We start from the raw sequence: 19,248 nt of genomic DNA on the forward strand, positions 1-19,248 counted from the left end.
ATAGCTGAGCCCGATGTTGCCGGGCCTACGCGTGCCGTCCATAGAGACGAACACGCAGACGCGTCGTGCGGCTCCGTCCCTGTTCGACGGTCCGCACCTCGCGCAGGCTCTGGGCCACGGCCGATCGCCACCTGGAAGGGGGCTCGGCATGACCGAGCGACGCCATCTGATCTCCATCGACGACCTCTCCGACGACCAACTGCGCTGGATCGTCCAACGCGGCGCCGAGTACTCGCGTGGTTCCGCGGGAGCCGACCAGCCCCTGTCCGGGGCGGTCGTCGGCGTGCTGTTCCGCAGGACTTCCACCCGTACCCGGACCGCGTTCTCCGCCGGTGCGCTGCGTCTCGGCGCCGGCCTGATCACATACGGCCCGAACGACCTGCAACTGGACACCGGGGAGTCGGTGGAGGACACCGGCGCGGTGCTCTCCGGCATGCTCGACGTCCTGGTCGCCCGCACCGTCGGGCCGGAGTCCGAGCTTCGGGCGTACGCCGACCAGAAGCGCATGTCGGTGATCAACGCGATGAGTGCGGTCGAACACCCGACTCAGGCCCTCGCCGACCTCACCACGATCGTCCGGCACTTCGGTCGGGTCGAGGGCGTACGGGTGCTGTATGTGGGGGAGGGGAACAACACCGCCTCGGCGCTGACGCTCGCGCTGTCCCGGTACCCCGGCGCCGAGCTGCATCTGCGTACCCCGCCCGGGTACGGCGTGGAGCGGCGGTACCTCGACCAGGCGGCGGTGTCCGCCCGGCGTAGCGGCGCGCGGGTCGAACAGCGGCACGACCTGTCGGGCCTGCCACCGGTGGATGTCGTCTACACCACCCGCTGGCAGACCACGGGTTCGACGAAGCCGACGCCCGACTGGCGTTCCGAGTTCGCCCCGTTCCAGGTCAATGAGGCTCTGATGGCGGCCTGCCCGGGCGCGGTGTTCATGCACGACCTGCCGGCACATCGGGGCGAGGAGGTGACCGGGGCGGTGCTCGACGGGCCCGACAGCATCGCCTTCGCCCAAGCCGAGAACAAGTTCCACAGCGCCCGGGCGGTCCTGGAGTGGTGCGCCGCTGACAGGCCGAGCGGCGGAGCGGGGCTGTGACCACGTTTCTCGACGACATCCTGACCCACGCCACGACCCGGCCCGACGCACCGGCGATCGTCACCCCGGACACCGCCCTGTGCTACGAGGACTTCGCCGCCCGGACCGACCGGCTGGCCCGGGCGCTGGTCGCCCGGGGCGTCGGACCGGAGCAGGTCTGCGCGGTCATGGTCGACCGGGGCCCGGAGGCCGTCATCGCGATGGCGGCCGTGCTTCGGGCCGGCGGCGCCTTCCTCACCCTCAACACCGAGCTGCCCGATCAGCGACTGGCGGCGATGGTCCGCACCGCCCAGGCCCGGTTCCTGGTCACCACACCGGCCCGGGCCGGGCAGCACGACCTCGCCATCGACGGCCCGACCGTGTTCGTCGACGCGCCTGACGCGCCGGCACCCCTGCGACCGTTGTCGCCCCGATCGCTGGCCTACGTCAGTCACACCTCCGGTTCGTCCGGGCCGCCGAACGCGGTACTGCTGGAGCACCGCGGCGTCACCAACTACCTACGGTTCATCGTCGAGGACTACCAACTCGGTCCGGACACCGTGGTGCTGCAACTCGCGCCGTTCGGGTACGACGCCTCGATCCGCGACACGTTCGCCCCGCTCGTCGCCGGCGGGCAGGTGGTCCTGGTGCCGCGCTCCACCCTGTTGCGCGCCGGTGAGTTCGTCGCGGCCCTCCGCAGGTGGGGGGTGAACACGATTCTGTCGGCCACCCCGACCTTCCTGACGTCGCTGCGGCGCAGCGATCTGCCCGACCTGCGGTTGACCGTGTCCAGCGGTGAGTCGCTGCGACCGCTCCTCGTCGCCGGCGGCCGCGACCGGGTGCCCGGACGGATGATCAACCAGTACGGCCCGACCGAGACCACGATGACCTCGACCCGCTTCGCCGTGCCGCCGGTCCCGGACACGACGGTCGACCTGATCGGGACACCGATCGACGGTGTGAGCGTGCATCTGCTCGACGACGAGCTGCACGCCGTTCCGGACGGCGGTGTCGGCGAGGTGTGGATCGGTGGATGTGGTGTCGCGCGCGGGTACAGCGGCCGACCGGTGTTGACCGCGGACCGGTTCCTGCCGGACCCACACGGCGCGCCCGGCGCGCGCATGTACCGCACCGGTGACCTGGCGCGTCGGTTGCCCGACGGTGGCCTCGTGTATCTCGGCCGCATCGATCGGCAGATCAAGGTCCGGGGCTACCGGATCGACCCGGCCGAGATCGAGGGCGCGCTGCTGGCCCATCGCGCCGTCACCGGCGCGGTGGTCACCGCGGGTACCGATGCCGGCGGCCGGGTCTTCCTCATCGCGCACGTCGCCGCCGCGTCGGCGCAGGTGACGGACGCGGCGCTGCGCGCCCACCTGGCGATGACGTTGCCCCACTACATGATCCCGCGACGGTTCGCCCGGATCGACCGCCTACCGACGACGGTCAGCGGCAAGACCGACCGCAGGGCGGTCACCGTGGACGGGCCATGAGGACGACAGGTGCCGGGCCAACCCTCGCGGACGTGCGCCTGGCAGCCGACCGGATCACCGGTCTGGTGGATCGCACTCCGGTGCTGCCGCTGGATTCGCGGGTGCTGGTCAAGGCCGAGCACCGCCAGCGCGGCGGCTCGTTCAAGATCAGGGGCGCGGCGAACGCGATGCTTACCCGGTACGCCGACGAGGTGGTGGCGGGTTCCTCCGGTAACCACGGCATCGCCGTCGCCATGCTCGGTACCGCGTTGGGCATCAGGGTGACGATCGTGATGGCTGCTGGTGCCAGCGACAGCAAGGCCCGGACGATCCGGGCACTCGGCGCCAGCGTGGTCCAGGTGACCGGCGGCGTGGTCGAACGCGACCGCCGGGCCGCGGACATCGCCGCGGCGACCGGGGCGGTCTTCGTGCCTTCCTCCGACGACGAACTGGTGGTGGCCGGGGCCGGCACGGTCGGGCTTGAGGTGCTCGAACAGGTGCCGGGCCTCACGACGATCTTCGTACCGACCGGCGGTGGTGGCCTGCTGGCCGGCGTCTGCCTGGCGGCGTCGGCGCTGTCTCGGCGGGTGCGGGTCGTCGGGGTGGAGCCGATGTCCGCACGCCGCTACGCGGCTTCCGTTGCCCAGGGTGCGCCGACCGAGCTGCCACCGTCCATGACGATCGCCGACGGTCTGCGCGGGCAACGACCCGGTGCGGTTCCCTGGCCGATCATTCGGCACCGGGTCGACGACCTGATCGGCGTGACCGACGAGGCGATCACCCACGCACTGGGTGTCCTTCGCCGAGCCGGTGTCAGCGCGGAACCAAGCGGTGCGGTAGCGCTGGCCGGCGCTCTACGGCACGGATCTGCCGGCCGTGCGGTGGTGATCGTTTCGGGTGGAAACGGCGCGGCCGGCCGCAGCAGTACGAAGAAAACAGAAGAACCTCCGGCAGAACTGCTGCCGGCGTCAACCGGTGAGTCTGCATGTTCTTCCCTGCGCTGTCTCGGTGGTGCGGAGGAATCTCGTAGTAGGCGCATCGCGGCGGATGCAATTCGAGGAGCGGCTCTATGACCGAACAAACCCCCACCGGGTCAGGAGTGCTGGCGACCATCGGAGCGACACCGATCGTCGAGCTGGTGAAGCTCGACCCCGAGAGTACGTTCAGGACGTTCGCTAAGTTGGAGTCGCACAATCCGGGCGGCAGTATCAAGGACCGCTCGGCGCTGGAGATGCTGCGAGGACGCATACACGACGGGCGGCTCGTACCCGGAAGATCGGTGGTGATCGAGTCCAGTTCCGGCAATCTCGGAATCGGGCTCGCACAGGTCTGCGGGTACTACGGAATCCGCTTCATCTGTGTGGTAGACCCGCGCACCAACAAGGACAACATCGCCATCATGCGGGCGCTCGGCGCGCAGGTCGAGGTGGTCACCGATGTCGATCCGGCCACCGGAGAGTACCTGCCCGTCCGTATCCGTCGGGTGCGTGAACTCGTCGATACGATCGATCACGCGTACTGCCCGGACCAGTATTCGAACCCGCTCAACCCGCAGGCACACCATACGACCGTACGAGAGATCGTGCGCGCCCTGCCGGACATCGACTACCTGTTCTGTGCCACGAGTTCCTGCGGCACCCTGCGGGGGTGCTCCGAATACATTCGGACGCACCAACTGCCGGTGACCATCGTGGCGGTGGACGCGTTGGGCAGTGCGATATTCGGCCCAGCGGTCGGGTGGCGGATGATTCCCGGCCACGGCGCATCGGTGCGTCCGAAGCTGTACCGCAGCGATCTGGCCGACGTCGTGGTCCGAGTCGACGATCTCGACGCGATTGTGGCGTGCCGCAGGCTGGCCGCCCGCGAGGCGATTCTCGTCGGTGGCTCGTCGGGTGCCGTCGTGGCGGGCCTGGAGCAGATGCGCGATCAGATCCGACCCGGGGCCACCTGCGCGATGGTCTTTCCCGACCGCGGTGAGCGGTACCTCGACACCATCTACGACGACGACTGGGTCTTGACGTACTTCGGTGACGTGTCGCACCTGTGGACCAAGCCCGACATGGAGGTGGCGCCATGCTGATTCTCGGAGCAGGTGAGGTCCGTTCCGTCCTCGACGGGGGCGAGCGCGACGTGATGTCCGCAGTGGAGGCGGCGTACCGGTCGCACGCGTTGGGCCGTACCCGGGTACCGCAGTCGGTCTTCCTCCGCTTCCCCGACGGAGAGCGCGAGCGGATCATCGCCCTACCGGCCTATCTGGGAGGTGAGACGCCGACCTGCGGGGTGAAGTGGGTGTCATCCTTCCCCGGCAACCTCCACCGGGGGATGCACCGGGCCTCGGCCGTGATGATCCTGAACTCGGTACACACCGGCGTGCCGGAGGCGATCCTCGAAGCGTCGGCGATCTCGGCCGGACGTACGGCCGCGAGCGCCGCCCTGGCGGCGTCCACGCTCTCCTCGTCCAGTCCCGAATCCGCGGTGACGCTCGTCGGCTGCGGTCCGATCAACTTCGAGGTGCTGAGGTATCTGCGCACCGTGCTGCCGACGCTGGACACGGTGACCCTGTACGACCTCAGCGTCGAACGGGCGCAGTCCTTCGCCGCCGAGGCGCGGTCGGTCTGGCCGACGTTGAAGATCGACGTGGCCGAGAACGCGGCCGACGCCATGTCCCGCCACAAGCTGGTGTGCCTGGCTACGACGGCGAGCGCCCCGCACCTGGGTACCGAGCACTGCCGCCCGGGAACGCTGGTGCTGCATCTGTCCCTGCGTGACCTCACCACCGACTCGATCCGTTCCAGCGTGAACATCGTCGACGACGCGGACCACGTGTGCCGGGCCGCGACCTCGCTGGATCTGGCCCAACAGGAAGCCGGCCACCGCGACTTCATCGCCGCCTCGCTCGGCGAAGTCCTGGTGGCCGGTGAGCGGTACGTCAGAAGCGACGAAGCCGTGACGGTGTTCTCGCCGTTCGGACTCGGCTGCCTGGATCTGGCGGTGGCCGACCTGGTCCGGCGTGCGGCATCGGGTCGCAGCCTGGGCACCACATTGGATGACTTCCTACCGACGAAGCAGCAGGTGTGCGCATGACCGACATCCTCGAAACCGACAACCAGCTCCGACTGTCGTTCGAGCAGGAGCAGCTGTGGTTTCTCGACCAGGTCCGGTCCGGCACCCAGGAGTACCTGTTGCACTGGGGATTCCGGCTGCGCGGGCCGCTGGACCGGGTGGCGCTGACCGCCGCCTTCACTGACATCGCTGGCCGGCACGAGATTCTGCGCACCCGCTATTCGACGGTTGACGGACAGCCGGTGCAGATCATCGACGAGCCGGTGGCGGCCGACCTCACGGTGGTGGACCTCACCGGGCACCCGGCAGCTGAACAGGACCGACTGGTACGGGAGATCGGCGAGGCGGCGGTGACCACGCCGATCGACCTGCGTGGATCATCCTCCTGGCGGTTGACCCTCGTGCAGCTTTCCCCCGCTGACGCAATCTTGATGCTGGTGGTGCATCACATCGCCTTCGACGGCCCGTCGCTGGGAATCCTCGCCCGGGAACTGGGCGTGCTCTACGCGGCCCATGCCGCCGGCGAGAAGTCGCCGCTGGCGCCGCTGGAGCTCCAGTACGCCGACTTCGCCGACTGGCAGCGGAGTCGATGGGACGCGAACGACGCGGCGTTCGTCCGGCACCTGGACTACTGGCGTGAGCGACTGACCGGACTGCCGTCACTGGAACTGCCCACGGACCGGCAGCGCCCCGCCGCCTGGGAACCGGCCGGCGACGTGGTGGCGTTCGCGGTGCCGGCCCCGTTGGCGGCCCGGATCAGCGCCGTGGGACGCGCCGCCCGAGCGACCCCGTTCATGGTGTTCCTGGCCGCCTACCAGCTTCTGATCAGCCGTTACGCGGACCAGCTCGACTTCGGTGTCGGGGTGTCGACCAGCGGGCGGAACCGGGTCGAGCTGGAACCGGTGATCGGCTCGCTCGCGCAGACGGTGGTGCTGCGGACCGACCTGTCCGGCGATCCCACCTTCGTCGAGTTGCTCGGCCGGGTCCGCGAGACGGCCCTGGACGCCTTCGAACACAAGGACGTGCCCCTGCAACGCCTGGCCGCCGAACTGTCGCCGGACCGCGGCCTGTCCCGCAACCCGCTCTTCCAGGTCGGGTTCGCGGTCCTGAACGGCCAGGGGGAGCCGCTGAGTCTGCCCGGCATCGAGGTCGACTGGGTGCCGACCCCCGTACGCAGTGCCACCTTCGACATGTCGCTTCAGATGACCGAGGAACCGGACGGATCCTGGGTCGCCCGGATCACCTATCCGACCGCCCTCTTCGACCGGGCCCGGATCCAGCGGATGGCCGACAACTACGTGGCGCTGCTGGAGAACCTGGCGGCGGCGCCGGAGACGCCGCTGCGCGACGTGCCGACGGTGACCGGCGCCGAACAGCAGCAGTTGCTCGGCTGGCACCCAGCACCGCGCGGAGCGACCGACGCGCTGCTGCCGGACCTGTTCCGGGCGCAGGCCGAGGCCACGCCGGACGCGGTGGCCGTGGTCTGTGGCGACACCGAGCTGACCTACGCCGAGCTGAGGTCCAGGACGGACAACCTGGCCAGGTTCCTGCGCATTCGCGGAGTCGGCGCGGAAACCGCCGTCGGCGTTGCCCTGCACCGCGGCACCGATCTCGTGGTCGCGCTGCTCGGCTCGCTCACCGCCGGCGCGGTCTACGTCCCGCTCACACCCGACCTGCCCGACGAGCGACTCGAGTTCATGATCGAAAATGCGGGCGTCGAACTGGTGCTCACCGACACGGCGCTGCGACAGCGGATCCCGCAGCAGACCCCGGTGGTGGTGCTCGACGAGCAGTGGGACGACATCGCACGCGCCACGCCACCGCCGCCGGTGGCGCGCGACGCCGCGAACGCCGCCTACGTCATGTACACGTCCGGCTCCACCGGTCGCCCCAAGGGCGTCGTGATCAGTCACGGCGGGATCCGGAACCGGGTGCTGTGGGCCGTGGACCGGTTCGGGCTCACCGGTACCGACCGTGTACTCCAGAAGACGACCATCGGGTTCGACGCGTCGATGTGGGAGTTCCTGGCGCCGCTGGTGTCCGGCGGTGCTGTGGTGATGGCGCCGCAGGACGCGCACCGCGACACCGCGGTGATGGTCGGTGCCCTCGCCGCGTACCGGATCACCGTGGTGCAACTCGTCCCGTCCGTGCTGCGCACCGTGGTCGAGGAGCCGGAGCTGGCCGCCTGCGACGCGCTGAGGTTGGTCTGCTCGGCCGGCGAGCCGCTGCCGACCGAACTGTGCGAGCGACTGCTCGGCGTGCGGGAGGTGGAGCTGTACAACACCTACGGCCCGACCGAGTCCTCGATCGACGTGACCGCGTGGCGCTACGCGCGTGGCGAGACCGACGGTACGGTTCCGATCGGTGCCGCGCTGCCCGGCGTCGACCTGTACGTGGTGGACTCCGCCGGCCGGCTCGCGCCCATCGGCGTACCGGGTGAGTTGTGTATCGGCGGTGTCGGCCTCGCCCGCGGATACGCCGGGCGCGGCGACCTCACCGCCGAACGCTTCACCCCGAACCCCTTCGCCACCCGGCCCGGCCAGCGGTGGTACCGCACCGGAGACCTCGCCAGGTGGCGTGACGACGGGGTCCTGGAGTTCGTCGGCCGCCTCGACGCGCAGGTCAAGGTGCGGGGGGTGCGTGTCGAACCCGGTGAGGTGGAAGCCGCGCTGCGGGCGCATCCGTCGGTCGCGGCGGCCGTGGTCACCTCGTACCGGTCCGTCACCGGTGACCTGGAACTCGCGGGCTACGTGGTGCCGACCGCCGGGGCGACGGTGGAGACCGACGAGCTGTCGGGATTCCTCGGCACGCGGCTGCCCGCCGCGATGGTTCCCGCCAGCATCGTCCCGCTGGCCGCGCTGCCGTCGCTGCCCAACGGAAAGGTCGACAGGTCGGCGCTGCCGCCCCCCGGCAGCCGCCCACCCGGCGACGACCCGGATCACGTCGAGCCCGATGACGTGGCCGCCGGTCACGTCGCCCCACGGACGGAGACCGAGCGGGCCGTCGCCACCCTCATGGGTGAGCTGACCGGGGTCGAGCGGGTCGGCGTCGCCGACGACTTCTTCGCGCTGGGTGGGCATTCGCTGCTGGCGATCCGGCTCGCCCACCGGTTGCGCCGCAGGTTCGGGCTGGAGCTGACGGTGGCCACCCTGTTCGAAGGACGGACCGTGGAGCGGGTCGCCGCGGCGATCGACGCGGGCACGACACCCGACAGCGAGCCGCAGATCGTGCCCGTACCCCGCGACGGCACCCTGCCGACCTCGTTCGGCCAGCAACGACTGTGGTTCCTGGACCAGCTCGAACCGGGCAGCGCGGAATACCTGATCCCGATGGTGTACCACCTCACCGGAACGCTGGACACCGCGACGCTGCGTCACGCGGTGGAGCAGGTCAGCGCCCGGCACGAGGTGCTGCGCACCCGCTACGTCGGGGACAGCGGTATTCCGTCGCAACTCGTGGATCCCCCCGGCCCGGTGCCCTTCGACGTGGTGGACCTGACCGGCACCGCGGAGGCCGCGAAGCGCGCCAGGACGATCATCGAAGCGGTGAGCGCCCGGCCGTTCGACCTCACCCACGAGCGTCCGCTGCGGGTCACGGTCGTGCACACGGCGGCCGACGAACACCTGGTCGCGATCACCCTGCACCACATCGCCTTCGACAACTGGTCGCTGGGCATCTTCCTGCGCGAGCTGAACGATGCGTACGTGGCCGGGCTCACCGGTACCCCCTGGTCGACGCCGCCGCTTCCGGTGCAGTACGCCGACTTCGCCGCCTGGCAACGCGACCGGCAGGCCGACGGCACCATCGGCAACCAGATCGAGCACTGGCGAAACCGGCTCGCCGGACTCGTTCCAATCGAGCTGACCCCCGACCGGCCCCGCCAGCCTGGGCGTGACCTGCGCGGCGAACTGTTCATCGTCGACATACCCCAGGACACCGGAGCAGCAGTACGCGAGCTGGGCAACCAGACCGGCGCAACCCTGTTCATGGTGCTGCTGGCCGCGTTCGACGTGCTGCTGAGCCGCCACACCGGCCGCACCGACATCGCGATCGGCACCCCCGTCGCCGGTCGGACGCGGCCGGAGACCGAGGACCTGGTCGGCTTCTTCGTCAACAACCTCGTGGTCCGGGCCGACCTGGGCGGGAACCCGACCTTCCTCGACCTGGTCGACCGGGTCCGCCGGAGCGCCCTGAAGGCGTTCGCCAACCAGGAGGTGCCGTTCGAACACCTCGTCGACGCCCTGCAACCGGACCGCGACCTGTCCCGCAACCCGCTGTTCCAGATCATGTTCGAGGTACAGCACACCGGTGCCGGTAACGCGACGTCCACCCTCGCCGGGTGCGCCGCGACCGGCCTGGACAGCGGCCTGTCGGTGGCCAAGTTCGACCTCACCCTGTCCGTGATGGAGCAGCCGGGCGGCCGGCTGGAGTGCTGGTTCGAGTACGCCACGGCGCTGTTCGACCGCTCGACGATCGAACGCCTCGCAGGCCAGTACCTGCGCCTGCTGGGCGGCGTGACCGCCGCCCCGCAGAACCGGATCAGCGAGCTGGATCTGCTGTCGGCCGACGAACGCCACACGATCGTGCACCAATGGGCGGACCCCGACGCGGACCGGCTGGACCTGCTCGACCCGCCCGGCGAACGGCACCTCTCGGTACCGCAACTGTTCGAACAGTGGGCGGCCCGGACTCCGGAGGCGACCGCCGTGGTGTTCGGTGCCGAGCGGCTCGGCTACGCCGAGCTGAACGCCCGGGTCAACGAGCTGGCGCACCAGCTCCGTGCGATGGGGGTTGGTCCGGAGGTCATCGTCGGCTCGTGCCTTCAGCGCGGGATCGCACCGGTCGTGGTGCTGCTGGCGGTGCTCAAGGCCGGCGGGGTGTACGTGCCGTTCGACCCGGAACATCCGCCGGAGCGGCTGCGCTACATGCTCGCCGACGCCGGAGCGCACCTGGTGGTGACCACCGGCGCGTTCGCCGACCGGTTCGCCGGGCACGACCGGCCGGTGCTGGTCGTCGACGACGGGGACCGGGCGAGCGGCCGGCCAACGGCCGACCCGGCATCGGTCACCGTTCCGGACAACCTCGCGTACATCATCTACACGTCCGGGTCGACCGGCCGCCCCAAGGGCGTGACGATCTCGCACCGGGCGTACGCGCACCACTGCCGGGTGGTCGCCGACCAGTACGGCATCCGCCCGGGCGAACGGGTCGTGCTGCTCTCGGCACTCACCTTCGACGTCGCGATGGATCAGGTCGGCGCCACCCTGGCCGCCGGTGCCACGATCGTGGTGAGCGACCCGGTCTTCTGGGCGCCGAGCGAGCTGCCGGCCAAGCTGGCGCAGTACGGCGTGACGATCATGGAGATCACCCCGGCGTACTACCGGGAGATGATTGAGTCCGGCGTGGACCGGCTCACCGGGCTGAAGCTCGTCAACATCAGCTCGGACGTGGTGACCGTCGCCGACGCCCAACGCTGGGCGGCGACCGGCCTACCCGGCCGGTTTCTCTGCACCTACGGGCCGACCGAGGCGACCGTCACCTGCATGTTCAACCCCGTGTCGGGCGATCTCGCCGACGAGCGCAGCACGGCCACCCTGCACATCGGCCGTGCGGCCGCCGGTACCCGGGTGTACGTGCTCGACGCGGAGCTGCGTCCGCTCCCGGTGGGGGTGCCCGGCGAGCTGTACCTCGGCGGCGTGCGCCTGGCCCGTGGCTACCACGACCGGCCGGAGCTGACCGCGGAGCGTTTCGTGCCCGACCCGTTCGCCACCGAACCGGGCACGCGCCTCTACCGCACCGGCGACCTGGTGCGGCTCCGGCCGGACGGCGCTGTCGACTTCCTCGGCCGCCTCGACACCCAGGTGAAGATTCGGGGTTTCCGGATCGAACTCGCCGAGATCGAAGCCGTGTTGGCCAGGCACCCCGCGGTGTCCGCGGCCGCCGTCGTCGCGAAGGACGTCGGGCCCGGCGACAAGCGTCTCGTCGCCTACCTGGAGTGGCCCCACGACACCGGACCCGACCTCGACGAGCTGCGGGCGCACCTACGAGAGTCGCTGCCCTCGTACATGATCCCGTCGGCCTGGGTCACCGTCGCGGCCCTGCCGCTGTCACCGAGCAAGAAGGTCGACCGGGCGGCGCTGCCGGATCCAAAACCTTCCGAACTCGACCGCGCCCGCGGGTACGTGGCACCGCGGGACCCGGCGGAGGAGACCATCACCGGGATCTGGTCGGACATTCTCGGCGTCGACCGGGTCGGCGTCGATGACGACTTCTTCGGGCTCGGTGGCCACTCGTTGCTGGCCACCCGGGTCCTGGCCCGGCTGCGGGCGGCCTTCGCCGTGGAGGTCCCGCTGCGCTGCCTGTTCGAGGCGACCACCGTGGCCGAGCTGGCGGTGGTGGTGACCGACCTGATCACGGCGGAACTCGACGAGTTGACCGACGCCCAGATGAGCGAACTGCTTTCCCAGGATGGTGCCCTGTGACTGAGACAATCGACCGAGCCGGTCTGCGCGCGGAGTTGCTTCGGCGCAGGCTCGTCGGTGCCGCGAACGCCGCGCCGGACCAGGGGATCACCCGGGTCTCGCGTGAGACGCCGCCCGCGCTGTCGTTCGCGCAGCGCCGGCTGTGGATTCTCGACCAGGTCCGGCCGGGCGGTACGGAGTATCTGGCCAGCGCCGGCCTGCGCCTGTTCGGGCCGTTGGAACCCGGCGCACTGCGGGCGGCGCTGGACGCAATCGTGGCCAGGCACGAGGTGCTGCGCACCCGCTACGTGGTGGTCGACGGTGAACCGGGCCAGGTGATCGACCCTCCGCAGCCGGCCACGCTGCACGAGGTGGACCTGCGTGGCCTCGACCCCGCCGCCCAGGACGAACGGATCGCCGGCTGGATGACCCACGACCGGGCACCCGTCGACCTGGCGACCGGCCCGGTGCTGACCGGAACCCTCGCGCGGCTGGCCGACGAGGAGCACGCGCTGGTGGTGACCCTGCACCACATCGCCTTCGACGGCTGGTCCGAGCAGGTGCTGTGGCGTGAGCTCGACCGGTTGTACACCGCCGCGCTGACCGGCGGGCCGTCCCCGCTGGCACCCCTACCGGTGCAGTACGCGGACTTCGCCGCGTGGCAGCGCGATGCGATGTCCGGTGCCAAGCTGGACCGTCAGCTCGACTACTGGCGGCAGGCGCTGGCCGGCGCCACCGCGGTGGAACTGCCGCTCGACCGGCCCCGCCCACAGGTCCGGGACAGCGCCTGCGACCTGGTCCCGATCGGGGTGTCCGCGCCGGACGCCCGAGCCCTGCACGAACTCGCCCGCCAGTCCGGCGCGACGCCGTTCATGGCGCTGATGGCCGTGTACGCGATCACGCTGGGCCGGTTCGGCCGGAGCAACGCCATCACGATCGGCACCCCGGTGGCCTGTCGCGACCGGGCCGAGGTGCAGGACCTGATCGGCTTGTTCCTCAACACGCTTGTGCTGCGCACCGACCTGTCCGGCGACCCGTCCTTCCGCGAGGTGCTCCGGCGGGTCAAGGAGATGGCGCTCGGCGCCTACGCCCATCAGGAACTCCCGTTCGAACGGCTGGTGGACGAGCTGGCCCCGGTGCGCGACGCGTCCCGGACCCCGCTGTTCTCGACCATGTTCCTGTGGGCCAACGGGGACTCCACGGCCCGCCGCGTCGGCGAACTACGCGCCGAGGAACTGCCGGTCGGCGAGAGCGACGCCAAGTTCGACCTGACGCTGGTGGTCGTCGACCAGCCCGACGGCACCCTCACCGGCTTCCTGAACTACGCCACCGCGCTGTTCGACCGGGACACCGTCGAGCGGTTCGCGAGCCACTTCACCACTTTCGTCGGCAGCATCGCGGCCACGCCGGACGCACCGATCAGCCAGCTGGTCGAGTCCCCACCGGCGGAGCGGGAGCTGGTGGTGCGGACGTGGAACGAGACCGAGGTGGCGTACCCGACCGGCACCCTGCCGGAGCTGTTCGCGCGACAGGTGGCCCGGACCCCGGACGCCGTCGCCCTCCGCTTCGAGGGCGAGGACGTCTCCTACGCCGAGCTGGACCGGCGGACCGACCGACTGGCGCGGTACCTGGTCGACGCAGGCGTCGGGCCGGAGTCGATCGTCGGCGTGTGCCGCCGACGCGGTATCGAGTTGGTGGTGGCCCTGCTGGCGATCCAGAAGGCCGGCGGCGCCTACCTGCCGCTGGACCCGGACCACCCGGCCGAGCGCCGGGACTACATGTGTGCCGACGCCGGTGTCACCATCGTGCTCACCGACGGCGAACCGGCCGTCACCGGCAGCGGATCGGCATCGGCGAGCACGACCCCGGCGGGGCCGGACCACCCGGCGTACGTGATCTACACGTCCGGCTCGACCGGCCGGCCCAAGGGCGTCGTGGTCACCCACCGCGCGATCGTCAACCGGCTGCGCTGGATGCAGGACACCTACCGGCTGGACGACTCCGACCGGGTGCTGCAGAAGACCCCGTACAGCTTCGACGTCTCGGTGTGGGAGTTCTTCTGGCCGCTGATCACCGGGGCCACGCTGGTGATCGCCCGGCCCGACGGCCACCGCGACCCGCACTACCTGGCCGACCTGATCGCCACCGAGCAGGTCACCACCCTGCATTTCGTACCGTCGATGCTGCGGGTGTTCCTGGCCGAGTCGTTCGGGCCGCTGCCGTCGGTGCGCCGAATGATCTGTAGCGGCGAGGCGCTCCCCGCCGACCTGGTCGCCGCCGTCCACGAGCGGATCGGCGGCGAGCTGCACAACCTCTACGGGCCAACCGAGGCGGCCGTCGACGTCACCGCGGTGCGGTGCGTGCCCGGGACGCCGGTCACCATCGGACGGCCGATCGCGAACACGCGCACCTACATCGTCGACGAGAACCTGCGACCGGTCCCGATCGGAGTGCCCGGTGAGCTGCTGCTGGGCGGCGTGCAGTTGGCCCGCGGATACCTCAGCCGCCCGGGGCTCACGGCACAGCGGTTCGTTCCCGACCCGTTCGAGGAGTCCGGCGATGGAGGGCGGCTGTACCGCACCGGTGACCTCGCGAGGTACCTGCCGGACGGCCGGATCGACTACCTCGGCCGGCTCGACGACCAGGTGAAGATCCGTGGGCACCGCGTCGAACTCGGCGAAATCGAGGCGGTGGCGGCGGAGCACCCGGGAGTGTCCGCGGTCGCCGTCGCGGTGCACGACGGCCAGCTCGTCGGCTACCTCGTCGCCCGGGACACGGACGCCGGCGTCGAGGTGAGCGACGTGGCGTCGTTCCTGCGCGGTCGACTGCCCGAGGCGATGATCCCGAGCCACTGGCAGCTGCTGCCCGCGCTGCCGCTGACCACAAGCGGAAAGACCGACCGGCGCGCGCTGCCGGCCCCGACACCTGGCCGCGCCTGGGCGGCCGGAGCGTACGTCGCCCCCCGCACCGAGGCCGAAGGCGTCGTCGCCGAGGCGCTCGCGGCGGCGCTGGGCATCGAACGGATCGGTGTGCACGACCGGTTCTTCGACGTCGGGGGTGACTCGATCCGTGCCATCCGGGCGATCGGGGCCCTGCGCCGGGGCGGGCTGAACCTGTCGGTGCAGGACATCTTCACGCACCAGACCGCGGCGCAGCTGGCGACGCTCGCCGACCGGCCGGCGACCAGTGCGGACGAGCTGCCGGTCGGCCCGTTCGAGCAACTCGACCCGGCCGACCGTGACCGGCTCCCCGACGGCCTGGTGGACGCCTACCCGATGGGTCAGGTGCAGGCCGGCATGGTGTACGAGATGCTGGTCAACAGCTCGCACCCGGCATACCAGAACGTCACCAGCTTCGACATCGTCGACGACGGCCCGTTCTCGCTGGCCGCGTTGCAGCAGGCCGCGCAATGGCTGGTCGACCGGCACGAGATCCTGCGCACCACGTTCGACGTGTCCGGCTACACCGAGCCGATGCAACTCGTCCACGCCGAGGCGCGGGTCGAGGTGGGCTTCGACGATCTGCGCGAGCTCCCGGAAGCTGAGCAGCAGGACATCCTGGAGCGGTACCGGGAGACGATGAAGCTGGCGATGCTGCCCATCGATCACGCACCGCAACTGCGCTGGCACGTGCACCGCACCGGGGAGCGGACGTGGGTGCTGACCCACACCGAGTGCCACGCCATCCTGGACGGCTGGAGCCACCACTCCCTCATCGCCGAGCTGCGGGACACCTACCGGGCGATCCGGGACGCGGACCCCGATGCGCTGAAGCCCCCGCCCCCGGGGCGGTACGCCGACTTCGTCAGGTTGGAACGGCGATCGCTGTCGGCCGGGCCGGACGAACGGTTCTGGCGGAGCCGGGTCGGCGAGTACGATCGGATCGCGTTGCCAGCGGACACCGCCCCGGCCGGCCACGGCGCGGTGCCGGAGCTGCGGATGTCCTGGCGGCATCTCGAGCCGGGGCTGCGTGAGCTGGCCGCGCGGACGCAGACCTCGCTCAAGGCCGTGCTGCACACCGCGCACCTCGCGATGATCGGCGTCGTCACCGGCCAGCGGCGGTTCTTCAGTGGTCTGGTCGTCAACGGCCGGCCCGAACTGCTGCGCGGCGACGAGGTGATGGGGATGTACCTCAACACGGTGCCGTTCGCGGTGGACCTGTGTACGCCCCGGTGGCGCGACCTCGTGCGCGCCGTGTTCGCCGAGGAGCTTGCCGTCTGGCCGCACCGGCGCTACCCGATCCCCGCGATGCAGCGCGCCTGGGGCACCGGTACGCCGCTGATCAGCAGCATCTTCTCCTACCTCGACTTCCACGTGCTCGACGCGCAGGAGGACGTTTTCGGCACGGTCGTCGACGACAGCCCCAACGAGTTCACCCTGGTCACGTTGACCTTCCCGGGTGAGCTGCGACTGGAGTGCCGGGCCGGCTGGGCGACCCAGGAGCGGCTGACCGCCCTGGGCGAGACCTTCCTCGAACTGCTCACCGCGATGATCGCCGACGACGGCGCGAACCCGGTCGACCTCAGCTCGACCCCGGCGCACCGGTTCACCGAGCCGCAGCAGGACTGGCCCGCCCTGCCCGAGGCGTGCGTCACCGACCTGTTCACGACCCGGGCGCAGGCCCGGCCGGACGCCGTCGCACTCGAGTGCGGCGATTCGCGCCTGACCTACGGCGAACTCGACGCCCGGGCCAACCAGTTGGCGTGGGCGCTTCGTGAGCACGGCGTCGGCCGGGAAACGCCCGTCGCGGTCTGCATGGACCGCGGGATCGACGCGGTGGTCGCGCTGCTCGGCATCCTCAAGGCCGGCGGCTGCTACCTTCCGCTCGACCCCAAGTATCCGGACGGCCACATCGAGTACCTCCTCGACGATTCCGGCGCCCAGGTCCTGGTGAGCGGGCCGACCCACGCCCACCGTTTCGCGGCGCGTGCCGGGCTGACCACGGTGAACCTGGGCTCCGGCTGGTGGTCGGACGGCAGCCGGCCGACCACCGCGCCACAGGTGACGCTGTCACCGGAGAACCTCGCCTACATCACGTACACGTCGGGGTCCACCGGACGTCCGAAGGGCGTGCTGGTCCCGCACCGCGGCGTCGTCCGGCTGGTGCACGGCCAGGACTACGCGCAGCTGGACGCCGACCAGGTCATGCTGCAAGCCGGCACGCTCGCCTTCGACGCGTCGACGTTCGAGGTCTGGGGCGCGCTGTGCAACGGGGCGCGGCTGGTCGTCTCCCCGGAAACGCCGACCGCCGACGAGCTCGACGAGCTCCTGCGCCGGCACGGGGTGACCGTGCTGTGCCTGCCCACCGGCCTCTTCAACACCATGATGGACGTTCGGCCGCAGGCGTTGGCCGGGATACGGGAAGTGGTGGTCGGTGGCGAGGTGCTGCCGCCGCTGCAGGTGCGCAAGGCGATGGAACACGGCGTGCTGGTCAGCAACGGGTACGGCCCGACCGAAAGCACCACGTTCGCCACCGTCCATCCACGGATCCCACTGCCGGCGCTCACCGACGTCATTCCGATCGGGAAGCCGATCCATCACACCTACGTGCACGTCGTCGACGAGAACCTCGACCCTGTCCCGTTCGGCGTGCCGGGGGAGCTGCTGCTGGGGGGCCCGGGCGTCGCGCGCGGATACCAGAGCCGCCCGGACCTAACCGCCGAACGCTTCGTACCTGACCCGTCCGGACACGCGCCGGGAAACCGGCTCTACCGCACCGGGGACATAGTCCGCCAGGATCCGGACGGCACGATCCACTTCATCGGGCGGCGCGACCACCAGGTGAAGATTCGTGGACACCGCGTCGAGTTGGGCGAGGTGGAGGCCGCGATCGCCGAGCTGTCCACGGTGCGGGCTGCCGCGGCGGCGGCGTACCTGGGCGTGGACGGCATCAAGCAGCTCGTCGGGTACGTCGTGCTCGACGAGGGCGGCCCGGCCGACCCCGCCCGGCTCGGTGACGTGATGCGCAGCAGGGTGCCCGGCTTCCTGGTCCCGACGGCCTGGGTCCGCCTGGGCCGGCTCCCGTTGAACAACAACGGCAAGCTCGACCGGGCCGCGCTGCCCCGGCCGGCGGCGGGAACGTCGGTACGGGAATACAGCGCGCCGCGTACGCCCACGGAGGTGGCCGTCGCCGAGGTCTGGACCGAGGTCTTCCACCTGCCCCGGGTCGGCCGTGACGACGACTTCTTCGACCTCGGCGGGCACTCGCTGCTGACGTTGCGGGCGATCGCGATGCTGCGGGACCGGCACGGCATCGAGACGACCGTGCGAACCTTCGTCGAGCACCGCACGCTCGCGGCGCTCGCCGCGTCGATCGACGGCGAGCGGCAGCCGGTCACGGCGTTGCTCTGGCTGCGCCGGACCGGCGACCAGCCGCCACTGGTGTGTGTGCACCCCGGCGGCGGCAGCGCGCACTGGTACCGGCGGCTGGCCGAGCACCTCGATCCCAATCTGCCGGTGGTCGCCTTCGAATGGCCGGGCCGCGACCCGTCGACCGGCTCGGTGCCGTCCACCGAGGACATGGCGGCCCGCTACCTCGCGGAGTTGCGGGAGGCGGTTCCGCAGGGGCCGTACCGGATCTTCAGCTGGTGTGGTGGCAGCGGGGTGAGCACCGAGATGGCCAGCCGACTGATGGCCGAAGGCGAGGAGGTCACCTTCATCCTGCTCGACCCGGGGCAGGACGCCTGGCAGAAGGAGCACCTCTGGTCGGAGTACGGGCTGATCAAGCAGTGTGTGACGAACCTGGAGCGGCTCGACGCGGCGCCGCCGGACGAGGACACCTCGGTGCTCCGGCAGGAGACGCTGGCGCTGCTCGAACACATCGTGGACGACATCGTCGGCAACGACGGGATCACGCTCCCCGAGCGCGGCGCGGGAACGATGTGGCTGCCCGGCGCGCGGATGTGGGAGGAAGTGATGGAGATGGTGCTGTCCTACCGCGACCGCCCGTACGCGGGTCACCTGGATCTGATCGTCAGCGACGAGCTGGCGCTGGGCGAGCACGAGGTCGTCAGCTCCGGCCAGAGCTATGACGACTACCTCCAACGGTGGCGCGAGCGGACCGCCGGGCTGGGGGTACACCGGGCGAAGGGTGAGCACTTCTCGGTCATGAAGGAATACGTGGCGGACCTCGCCGGCATTCTGACGGGGCTGATCGACAAGCCGGCCGGCCGACGGTGAAC

General features: G+C 70.7%; 7 protein-coding genes. All 7 read left to right on the plus strand.

From position 1 onward, the window contains the following. Positions 1–148: 148 nt before the first annotated feature. The 7 genes from ACPXBU_RS25550 to ACPXBU_RS25580 are packed head-to-tail and all read left to right on the plus strand — an operon-like array spanning position 149 to position 19,246. Positions 149–1,096 (plus strand): ornithine carbamoyltransferase, encoded by a 948-nt coding sequence (locus ACPXBU_RS25550; protein ID WP_425759959.1) that lies wholly within the window; start codon positions 149–151, stop codon positions 1,094–1,096. Beyond that, positions 1,093–2,565, plus strand: a complete 1,473-nt coding sequence (locus tag ACPXBU_RS25555; RefSeq protein ID WP_425759960.1) for an amino acid adenylation domain-containing protein — start codon at positions 1,093–1,095, stop codon at positions 2,563–2,565. Before ACPXBU_RS25550 ends, ACPXBU_RS25555 begins: the two co-directional genes overlap by 4 nt. Continuing rightward, positions 2,562–3,617 carry a threonine ammonia-lyase gene (locus ACPXBU_RS25560; RefSeq protein ID WP_425759961.1) on the plus strand — a complete coding sequence of 352 codons (1,056 nt, stop codon included), beginning with the start codon at positions 2,562–2,564 and terminating at the stop codon, positions 3,615–3,617. Before ACPXBU_RS25555 ends, ACPXBU_RS25560 begins: the two co-directional genes overlap by 4 nt. Beyond that, positions 3,614–4,624: a 2,3-diaminopropionate biosynthesis protein SbnA gene (gene sbnA, locus ACPXBU_RS25565; protein WP_425759962.1), complete on the plus strand. Its 1,011-nt coding sequence runs from the start codon at positions 3,614–3,616 to the stop codon at positions 4,622–4,624. Before ACPXBU_RS25560 ends, sbnA begins: the two co-directional genes overlap by 4 nt. Continuing rightward, a complete protein-coding gene (sbnB, locus tag ACPXBU_RS25570) occupies positions 4,618–5,628 on the plus strand; it encodes a 2,3-diaminopropionate biosynthesis protein SbnB (RefSeq protein ID WP_425759963.1) in 1,011 nt (336 codons plus the stop codon). The genes sbnA and sbnB overlap by 7 nt, the downstream gene beginning before the upstream one ends. Further along, the gene (locus ACPXBU_RS25575) at positions 5,625–12,089 is read left to right on the plus strand and encodes an amino acid adenylation domain-containing protein (RefSeq protein ID WP_425759964.1); all 6,465 of its coding nucleotides are present in this window, start codon (positions 5,625–5,627) and stop codon (positions 12,087–12,089) included. The genes sbnB and ACPXBU_RS25575 overlap by 4 nt, the downstream gene beginning before the upstream one ends. Continuing rightward, entirely contained in the window at positions 12,086–19,246 is a 7,161-nt protein-coding gene (locus ACPXBU_RS25580) for an amino acid adenylation domain-containing protein (protein WP_425759965.1), read from the plus strand. The genes ACPXBU_RS25575 and ACPXBU_RS25580 overlap by 4 nt, the downstream gene beginning before the upstream one ends. Positions 19,247–19,248: the final 2 nt, after the last annotated feature.

The sequence above is a fragment of the Micromonospora sp. DT231 genome, from assembly GCF_049847025.1.
Lineage (GTDB): Bacteria > Actinomycetota > Actinomycetes > Mycobacteriales > Micromonosporaceae > Micromonospora.

Bases quoted from the DNA above. Each gene is read 5' to 3' on its own strand.
- ACPXBU_RS25560 (WP_425759961.1), top strand. From the start codon at position 2,562: ATGAGGACGACAGGTGCCGGGCCAACCCTCGCGGACGTGCGCCTGGCA.
- ACPXBU_RS25575 (WP_425759964.1), top strand. From the start codon at position 5,625: ATGACCGACATCCTCGAAACCGACAACCAGCTCCGACTGTCGTTCGAG.
- sbnA (WP_425759962.1), top strand. From the start codon at position 3,614: ATGACCGAACAAACCCCCACCGGGTCAGGAGTGCTGGCGACCATCGGA.
- ACPXBU_RS25550 (WP_425759959.1), top strand. From the start codon at position 149: ATGACCGAGCGACGCCATCTGATCTCCATCGACGACCTCTCCGACGAC.
- sbnB (WP_425759963.1), top strand. From the start codon at position 4,618: ATGCTGATTCTCGGAGCAGGTGAGGTCCGTTCCGTCCTCGACGGGGGC.